An 8,386-nucleotide genomic window follows, 5' to 3' on the forward strand; every position below is an offset into this window, starting at 1 on the left:
CGGCCTCGTCGGGGCACGTCGGGTCGCGGTAGCCGGGAGAGCGCCGGCAGGCGTTCCGAAGGGCTGTACGTGTCAACACCCATCTCCACTCCCGCCTCCACACCGGACCGCGCGGAGGTCGTCCGCCGGCTTCGGGCGGCCGGCTGCGTCTTCGCCGAGGACGAGGCCGAACTCCTGAGTACCGCCGCGCGGAGCCGGGCCGAACTGCTGGCCATGGTCGAGCGGCGGGTCTCCGGCCTGCCGCTGGAGCACATCGTCGGCTGGGTCGACTTCTGCGGCTTGCGGGTCGCCGTCGACCCGGGAGTCTTTGTGCCACGCCGCCGTACCGAACTGCTGGTCCGCCGGGCCGCCGCGCTGGCCCGGCCGGGCGCCACGGTGCTGGACCTGGCGTGCGGCTCCGGCGCGATCGGGCTGGCGGTCGCGGCGCTGGTCGACGACATCGTGCTGTACGCGGTGGACATCGAACCGGTCGCTGTCCGTTGCGCCCGACGCAACCTCGCCCCGCTCGACGGCCGGGTGTACGCCGGGGACCTGTACCAGCCGCTTCCGCCCCGGCTGCGCGGCCAGATCGACGTACTGGTGGCGAACGTGCCGTACGTGCCCAGCGAGGCGGTCGAACTGCTGCCGCCGGAGGCACGGCTGCACGAGCCGCTGGTGGCGCTGGACGGCGGACGCGACGGCCTCGACGTGCTGCGCCGGGTGGCCGCCGGAGCCCGGGACTGGCTCGTCCCCGGCGGCCACCTGCTGGTGGAGACCAGCCTGGAGCAGGCGGAGATCGCCGTGGGCGTGTTCGACCGGGCCGGCCTCGCTCCGGCGGTGGTCACCGACGACGACCTGCCAGCGACCGTGGTGGTCGGCCGCCGCTGACGACCGCCCCGATCAGCCGACCGAGGCTGCCGGCCGCGGCTCGCTCTCCGGTTCTGGCTCGCCCTCCGGCTTGGCCTCGGTCTCGGGCTGCGGCTCGCCCTCGGGCTTGGCCTGGGCCTCGGTCTCGGGCTGCGGCTCGGCCTCGGTCTTCGGCTGGGCCAGGATCTCGGCGATCGTCGCAGCGTCCCCGGCGGTGTGCGCGGCGAGCAGCTCGGCGAAGCGCTCCGCCGGCATCACCCGGACGCCGAGGCTGGTGGCCTTCTCCGCCTTGCTGCCCGCGCCCTCGCCGACCACCACCAGATCGGTCCGCTTGGAGACCGAGCCGGACGACTTGCCGCCGAGCCGTTCGACCGCCTCGTTGCCCTCGTTGCGGGTCAGTCCCGGCACGGAACCGGTGACCACGACCGTCATCGGGGTGCCGTCCGGCCGGCGCAACGGCAGCGCGGTCGCGGTCGGGACGTCCACGTCGCCGTCGCCGTCGGTGGTCGCGGCCTGACCGGGAACGCCCGGCTCGGTCATGTTGACCCCGCGAGCGGCGAGCTTCTCGACCACCGGGGCCAGCTCGACCAGCTCCGCCGCGATGGTGACGGCCCGCTCCGGTCCGACCCCCTCGACCTCCTGCAGGCCGGTGACGGAAGCGGCGAGCAGCGCCTCCATGGTGCCGAAGTGCCGGGCGAGCCGGCGGGACATCGACCGGCCGGTCATCCGTACGCCGAGGCCGGTGAGCACCCGGGAGAGCGGCTGGTGCTTCGACGCCTCGATGTTGGCCACGAGTTTGCGGGCCGAGGTCTCGCCCAGCCGCTCCAGGGTGGCCAGCGTGCCGGGGTCGAGGTCGTAGAGGTCGGCCGGGTCGGTGACCATGCCGGCGCTGACCAGCAAGTCGATGATCTTGCTGCCCAGCCCCTCGATGTCCATCGAGTCCCGGGCGGCGTAGTAGGAGAGCGACTCGCGGGCGCCGCAGGCCCGGCCCTGGGTGCAGCGCCAGCGCTTCTGCGAGCGGTCGATCTCGCCGTCGCAGCGCGGGCACCGGGTCGGCGGCTCGTAGGCGGTGGAGTCCGCCGGTCGCTCGTCGAGCTTGGCGCCGGTGATCTCGGGGATCACGTCACCGGCTCGCCGGACGAAGACGGTGTCGCCGGCCCGGACATTGCGCCGGACCAGGTCGTCGAAGTTGTGCAGGGTGGCCGAGGTGACCGTCACCCCACCCACCTGTACCGGCGCCAGTACGGCGACCGGAGTGATCACGCCGGTCCGGCCGACCTGCACCTCGATCGAGAGCAGTGTGGTGGTGCGGGTGTCGGCGGGGAACTTGTAGGCGATGCCCCAGCGGGGTGCCCGGGTGCCCGACCCGGCCAGCTCGCGGTCGGCCGGGTGGTCGGCTTTGATCACCGCACCGTCGATGCCGAAGCCCAGCTCGCCCCGGCGGGCGTAGAGCGACTCCACCACGGCGAGCACCTCCTCGATGGTGGTGCAGAGCGGCATTCCGGCCGGCGAACCGGCGGTGGTGGCGACGCCGAGGCTCTCGACGTACGCCATGGTGGCGGAGTGCGGGCGGGGCTCGGTCGCCCCGTCGGCGCCGTCGAGGCCGTGCACCGCGTAGGCGAGGAAGGAGAGCGGCGCATCGTACGCCCGGTCCTGGGCCCGCAGCGTGCCGGCGGCGGCGCTGCGCGGATGCGCGAAGGCCGGCTCGCCGTGCCCGGTGCGCATCTCCTGGGCCTTGGCGAAGTCCTCGTCGGTCATGTAGACCTCGCCGCGGATCTCCACGGTCAGCGGCTCGCCGAGCTGCTCCGGCAGACCGGCCGCCCGCCGTGCCTGCGGCGTCACGTCCTCGCCGGCCAGCCCGTCCCCCCGGGTGGCGACCTGGACGAGCCGGCCGTCCACGTAGCGGGCGGCGATGGCCAGCCCGTCGATCTTGGGCTCCACGGTGTAGCCGGCGGCGGGACGGCCGAGCAGCTTGTCGAGCCGGGTCGCCCAGCGGGCCAGTTCCTCCTCGCCGAAGACGTTGTCGAGGCTGAGCATCGGGACGCTGTGCACGACGTCGCCGACCAGCCCGGCGCCGGCCGCCACCAGCTCGCTGGGCGAGTCGTCGGTCTTCCAGCCCGGTTGGGCGGCCTCGGTCGCGACGACCCGGGCCATCAGCGCGTCGTAGGTCGCGTCGTCCATCGCCAGGTCCGCGCCGTTGTAGTAGGCGGCCGCGGCCGACCGGATCTCGGCGATCGCCGCCTCGTAAGCCGGGCGGTCCGGGAACGGCTCGGCGAGCGCGGCGTCCACCACCGGGTCCACCGGATCGACGACCGGTTCCACCGGACCGGCCCCGCCCGGCTGCTCGGGCCGATCGTCGGTCGCCGTCCCTACTGCCTCGTACGCCACGAAGTCCCCCTCCCGTCAGGCCCGCATGCTCGGCGTTCAGCCTAGAGACCGGGTACGACGAAGCACCGCCCCCAGTCCCGCCGGACTCGATACAACCGCCGGACGGGCGCGCGCCGGCACCTAGGCTGACCTCATGGCCGAGCCGGCGCGCAGTCCGGGGGACGAGCCGGGCGTACCCGGGCCGGAGCCGGAGCCCGGCGTACCCGGGCCGGACGGCGCACGGAGTACGCGGCACACGCAGGGTCAGGCCGCCGGCGAGACACCCTGGTCGCAGGCGGGGCCGCTCAGCTCGTCGCGTTCGCAGCACACCCGGAGCGATGGAGTGGACGGGGTGGTTCGGGGCCGAAGTATTGACAGCTTTCGACGGCAGGCTCAAGCTTGTGGATGAGAGAGAGCGCTCTCTCATACCTCGAACGAGGGCAGACCACCACCAGTCTGGCCAGCGACCTCCGACGCCTTCGGCGGCGGCGCCGGAACCCCTCCGCTGGCCGCTCACCAGCTAGGAGTGCCCACATGGAAAGGGCCGCACCCCTGCACGCGCTGCGCCGCCGGCTGAGAATCGTGACGCTGTTCGGCGCCCTGCTCGCCCTGCTCGGCGGCTACGCCGTGATCGAGCGGGCGGAGCCGGCCGAGGCCCGGGTCGTCCGGGTCGCCGAGTTCCTGGCCGACTGTCCGTACAGCCACCGGCTGCCGGACGACCCGATCATCTTCCCGGGCCTGCCCGGCGCCTCGCACATGCACAGCTTCTTCGGCGCGACGACCACCAACGCCCACACCAACCTGGCCGACCTGCTGAACTCCGACACCACCTGCAACCCCCGGGTCGACGTCTCGTCCTACTGGGTGCCCACCTTCTACGCCGACAACGTCCCGGTGGAACCGGCCATCGTCACGTTCTACTACCTCGGCGAGGGCGTCCGCAGCGACATCGTCGCCAACACCCAGCCCCTGCCGCTGGGCCTGCGGATCGTGGCCGGCAACGCCCGGGCCACCGCCCCGGACTCGACCACCATCTCCCGATGGTCCTGCCTGCACGCCGGGCACGTCGGCGCGTCCAAGGACTTCGTCAACTGTCCTGCCGGGACGATGATCGAGTCGTACCTCGACTTCCCGCAGTGCTGGAACGGCCGCGACCTCGACTCGCCGGACCACAAGAGCCACATGGCGTACCCGGTCAACCAGGCCTGCCCGTCCAGCCACCCGGTGGCGGTGCCGAAGCTGCGCCAGGTGCTGCGCTATCCGGTCAACGGCGACCCGGCCCGGTTCCGGCTCGCCTCCGGTGGCGGGTTCACCATGCACGGTGACTTCTTCAACGCCTGGCCCGAGGCCGAGATGCTGCGCCGGGTCCGGGACTGCATCCGCCCCGTGATCAAGTGCGGTGCGGACGGCCGCCCGAGCTGACCGTGGGGCTCCGCGGGTGGATCCGGCTCCGGCCAGGTCCACCCGCACCACAGCGACCGGAGAAGGAGGCCCGGACATGCGGCACACCGCCGGCGTACCGGCCGCCGCGATGCTCGTCGCGGTGCTGCTGGCCGGCGGCTGTGCCGGCTCCGCTGCCGCACCACCAAGGGCTTCGGGTACGCCCACCGGCGCGGCCCCGGTCACCGCCAGCCGACCGCCCGGCCCGGCGGGTACGCCCAGTCCGTCCGGCCCGTTCAACGGCACCGATATCGCCTGGCTGCAACTTGCCGTCGCCATGCACGAACGGGTGCTGCCCCTGCTGGACCTGGTGCCGGAGCGCACCACCGACCCGGCCGTGCGCCGGCTCGCCACCCGGATCCGGGAGACCCACCGTGCCGACCTGGAGCGGTGCCGGCGGCTGCTCGACCGCTCCGGTGCGCCGAAGACCAACCCGCACGAGGGGCACGACATGCCCGGGATGGTCACCGCCGCCCAGTTGACCGCGCTCGGCTCCGCATCGGAAGCCGAGTTCCGGCGCCTCTTCGGCCAGTACCTCCGGGCACATCTGGCGCAGTCTGTCCGGGTCGCCGGCGCCGAGCAGCGCTCCGGCGCCGACCCCGACACCACCAGCCTGGCCGGGGCGATCGCCCGGACCGGCACCGGCTACCTGACCCAGCTCGACCGACTGCCGGACTGACTTCCGGTTTCCGACGAGCACCGCCGCCGCTCAGCCGACCGCCGCTGCGGGGGTCCGGAGCCAGCGGTACGACCGCCCGGGCCGGCAGGTGCACCGTCAGCCCGTCCCCCGGGCCCGGCAGTCCGGCCCCACCCGCCCACAGCGTCCCCTCGTCGAGCTGGGTACGCAGCCGCACCCCGGCCACCTCGACCGGCAGGTTGAGGCTCGCCCAGGTACGTCGACCGGAGCACCCGGGCGGCGGGCGCGGTGGTCGGACCGTCGGTGGGCGGGTCGAGGCGTATCGCCGAGGCGCGGAAGGCGAACGAGGTGGCGGTGCCGGCCGGGCCGGGCGGTGTCCCGGCAACGGCGACGACGAGCGTGGACCCGTCGCCCCGGACGATCACCACGATCCGGACCGAGAGGGCACCGCCTCCTCCCGGTCATGTGTGACGTAAACCGAGGTGGTGCCGAGCTGGTCGTGCAGGCTCCGGATCTCGTCGCGGAGCTGGTAGCAAGGTGCGGACCCGGTCAGCCGGTCCGGCGCCGGAACAGCACGACCGAGAGCGCGACCGACCCGGCGAGTAGGCCGGAGCACCAGGCCAGGGCGGTCCACGGGCTGGCTCCGACCGGCGTACCGAGCAGCAGCCCGCGCAGCGACTCGATCACCGGGTTGAGCGGCTGGTGTTCGGCGATGCCCCGGGTCCAGCTCGGCATGGTGTCGATCGGCACGAACGCGCTGCTCGGATAGGGCAGGAACATCACGAAGAAGGTGAATCCGTTCGCCGCCTCCACCGAGCGGACCAGCAGCCCCACGGCGGCGGAGAGCCAGGACATGGCGACGACGAACGCCAGCAGGATGCCGGCGGCGGCCAGCCACTCGACCGGCCCGGCCTGCGGCCGGAACCCGATGCCGAACCCGACCCCGAAGACCAGGACGGTCGCCAGGACGTTCCGGGCGACGCTCGCCGCCACCTGCCCGCCGAGTACGGCCGCGCCGCTCACGTCCATCGCCCGGAACCGGTCGGTGATCCCGCCCGCCATGTCCTGGGTGACGCTGACCGCCGTGGTGGCCGCGCCGAACCCGGTGCAGAGCAGGATCACTCCCGGCACGACCCAGCTCACGTACTCCATGCCGGTGCTGATGGCACCGCCGAACAGATAGACGAAGAGCAGCATCAGCATCACCGGCAGCAGCAGCGACATCAGCACCGCGTCGGTGTTGCGCCGGGACAGCCGCAGGCAGCGCCCGACCATGGTCAGCAGGTCCGTGCCGAACGGGCGACGCCCGGCGAGCGCGAGGTCAGACATTGGCGGGCTCCTTCTCGGTACGGCTGGCGGCCGGCTCGGCGCGGCCGGCGGTGTGGCCGGTCAGGGCCAGGAACACGTCGTCGAGGGTCGCGGTACGCACCGCGAAGCGGGTCACCGCGGTACGCCCGGGGTCGACCTCGTCGAGCAGGCCCCGGATGCCCGGGGCGGTGCCGTCGGTGGCCACGTCCAGGGTCAACCTGGCGAGATCGGTCCGGAGCACCCGTGTCCCGAGCTGCTGCCGGGCGCTCTCGAAGTCCGCCCCGGTGGCCAGGGTCAGGCTCAGCCGCTGTTCGGCGAAGCGGAGCTTGAGCCGGGCCGGAGTGTCCTCCGCGACCACCCGCCCCGCGTCCAGTACGGCGATCCGGTCCGCGAGCCGGTCGGCCTCCTCCAGGTACTGCGTGGTGAGGAAGACCGTCACCCCGGACTCGGCCAGTCCGCCGATCGCCTGCCAGAGCGCCTGACGGCTGCGCGGGTCGAGCCCGGTGGTCGGCTCGTCGAGGAACATCACCGAGGGGTGGCCGACCAGTCCGGCGGCCAGGTCCAGCCGTCGTCGCATCCCGCCGGAGTAGGTGCCGACCCGGCGGCCCGCTGCGTCGGCGAGGTCGAACCGGTCGAGCAGTTCGCGGGCCCGCGCCCGGGCGCCCGCCGTGGAGAGGCCGGAGAGCCGGCCCATCATCCGGAGGTTCTCCTCGCCGGTCTGCAACTCGTCGATCGCCGCGTACTGCCCGGTCAGGCTGATGCTGCGGCGTACCCGGTGTCGCTGCCGCAGCACGTCGAAACCGGCGACCCGGGCCTGTCCGGCGTCCGGCCGAACCAGGGTTGCCAGGATTCGTACCGTCGTCGTCTTGCCCGCCCCGTTGGGTCCGAGCAAGGCGAAGACGCTGCCCTCCGGTACCCGGAGGTCGATGCCGGTCAACACCCGCACCGACCCGTACGCCTTTGTCAAGCCGGCCGTTTCGATCGCCCATCCCGGTGCCATCACAGCCACTCCTCATCCCCGTGCGGCCGGTCGGGGTACCCGGTCAATGTGATTGCGTACAGGCTAAGCAGATAACGCGAGCGGGCACAATGTCAGGGTCAAAGGAGAACTCATTGCCCTAGTGCACTAGTGCTCCTGGCCGGGGAGTCGAGCGGGGAGCCGGGGCGCGCGACCGCGACGTGCCGGCCGGCGGGCAGCCACCCGATACCCTCCCGGTGCACTAGTACGCGACGTAGCGATCGACAACGAGGAGCAGCGGTGGACCGTCCCGGAGCAGAGCCGCCGTACCGTCGGATCGTGGCCGAGATCCGGCGCCGCATCGCCGCCGGCGAACTGCGCCCGGGCGACCGGGTGCCGTCGACCCGACGGATCACCGCCGAGTGGGGCGTCGCGATGGCCACCGCAACCAAGGTGCTGACCGTGCTCGGTCAGGAGGGCCTGGTCCGGGCCGTACCCGGAATCGGGACCGTGGTGGTGGAGCCGGAACCCTCGCCGGTGCCCGGCCCCGCACGGCGCCGGGCGGCTCGGGAGGCGGATCCCGGGCTGACCCGGGACCGGATCGTCCAGGCCGCGATCGAGGTCGCCGACGCCGAGGGGTTCGCCGCGCTGTCGATGCGGCGGGTCGCGGCGCAGCTCGGCGTCGGCACCATGGCGCTCTACCGGTACGTGCCCAGCCGGGACGATCTCGTCCAGCTCATGGTCGAGGAGGTACTCGGCGAGATCGCCCTGCCGGAGCCACCGCCCGCAGGCTGGCGGGACCGGCTCGAAGTGATCACCAGGATGCAGTG

At 73.2% G+C, this 8,386-nt stretch carries 7 protein-coding genes (1 of these 7 cut by a window edge); 4 read left to right on the forward strand and 3 right to left on the reverse strand.

The annotated features are described in order from the left end of the window. The first annotated feature begins 69 nt into the window (after window positions 1-69). Window positions 70-867, forward strand: a complete 798-nt coding sequence (locus R6Y94_RS44455; protein ID WP_318403349.1) for a putative protein N(5)-glutamine methyltransferase — start codon at window positions 70-72, stop codon at window positions 865-867. Between the two features lie 12 nt (window positions 868-879). On the opposite strand, the gene ligA is transcribed toward R6Y94_RS44455, so the two are convergent. After that, window positions 880-3,234 (reverse strand): NAD-dependent DNA ligase LigA, encoded by a 2,355-nt coding sequence (gene ligA, locus R6Y94_RS44460; protein WP_318403351.1) that lies wholly within the window; start codon window positions 3,232-3,234, stop codon window positions 880-882. Between the two features lie 513 nt (window positions 3,235-3,747). On the opposite strand from ligA, the gene R6Y94_RS44465 reads away from it, so the two are divergent. Further along, window positions 3,748-4,635 carry a DUF1996 domain-containing protein gene (locus tag R6Y94_RS44465; protein WP_318403353.1) on the forward strand — a complete coding sequence of 296 codons (888 nt, stop codon included), beginning with the start codon at window positions 3,748-3,750 and terminating at the stop codon, window positions 4,633-4,635. Window positions 4,636-4,711: 76 nt separating this feature from the next. After that, entirely contained in the window at window positions 4,712-5,332 is a 621-nt protein-coding gene (locus R6Y94_RS44470) for a DUF305 domain-containing protein (protein WP_318403354.1), read from the forward strand. Window positions 5,333-5,839: 507 nt separating this feature from the next. Here the strand turns inward: R6Y94_RS44470 and R6Y94_RS44475 are convergent. Further along, window positions 5,840-6,619, reverse strand: a complete 780-nt coding sequence (locus R6Y94_RS44475) for an ABC transporter permease (RefSeq protein ID WP_318403356.1) — start codon at window positions 6,617-6,619, stop codon at window positions 5,840-5,842. Next, window positions 6,612-7,598 (reverse strand): ATP-binding cassette domain-containing protein, encoded by a 987-nt coding sequence (locus R6Y94_RS44480; protein WP_318403358.1) that lies wholly within the window; start codon window positions 7,596-7,598, stop codon window positions 6,612-6,614. Before R6Y94_RS44480 ends, R6Y94_RS44475 begins: the two co-directional genes overlap by 8 nt. 297 nt (window positions 7,599-7,895) lie before the next feature. Here R6Y94_RS44480 and R6Y94_RS44485 point away from each other — a divergent pair, with 297 nt between their 5' ends. Next, window positions 7,896-8,386, forward strand: the 5' portion of a protein-coding gene (locus tag R6Y94_RS44485; RefSeq protein WP_412103013.1) for a TetR/AcrR family transcriptional regulator C-terminal domain-containing protein. Its footprint extends 415 nt past the window's final position; 491 of the gene's 906 nt are visible here — the first part of the coding sequence; its start codon is at window positions 7,896-7,898; its stop codon lies beyond the right edge, outside the window.

The organism is Plantactinospora sp. KLBMP9567, from assembly GCF_033446045.1.
Taxonomy (GTDB): Bacteria; Actinomycetota; Actinomycetes; order Mycobacteriales; family Micromonosporaceae; genus Plantactinospora.